1 protein-coding gene is annotated in these 299 nt (G+C 69.9%); it reads right to left on the bottom strand.

The features are described 5' to 3' along the window. Window positions 1-299, bottom strand: a 299-nt coding sequence (locus tag DVH23_RS23340; protein ID WP_157972605.1) for a carboxypeptidase-like regulatory domain-containing protein, incomplete at both ends; no start/stop codon positions are given.

Here is a 299-nt window from a genome sequence, read left to right as displayed (position 1 = left end):
GCCTTCGTTCCCGGCGTGACGCCCTCGATGGTGTAGTTGCCGTCGGCGTCCGTGGTCGCCGAAAAGGCCCCCTGATCGGCGTCGACGACTTCGGCGCCCTCGATGGGGACGCCCGCGGCGTTGGTGACCTGGCCCTCGATCGAGCCCGGGCTGCGGTCGATCTGGAAATCGACGCCCTCGACGGTTTCACCCGCAGAGACGGTGACGATCTCCTCGGGCTGGTAGCCCGGCGGGGTTGCCGCGACCGTGACGACGTACGTCCCCGCGGGAACGTCGAGAGCGTACTGGCCCTCGGCGTC

The sequence above is a fragment of the Saliphagus sp. LR7 genome, assembly GCF_003344565.1.
Lineage (GTDB): Archaea > Halobacteriota > Halobacteria > Halobacteriales > Natrialbaceae > Saliphagus > Saliphagus infecundisoli.
Note: the sequence above shows the minus strand (reverse complement) of the source record. Positions and strands in the feature narration are given on the sequence as shown.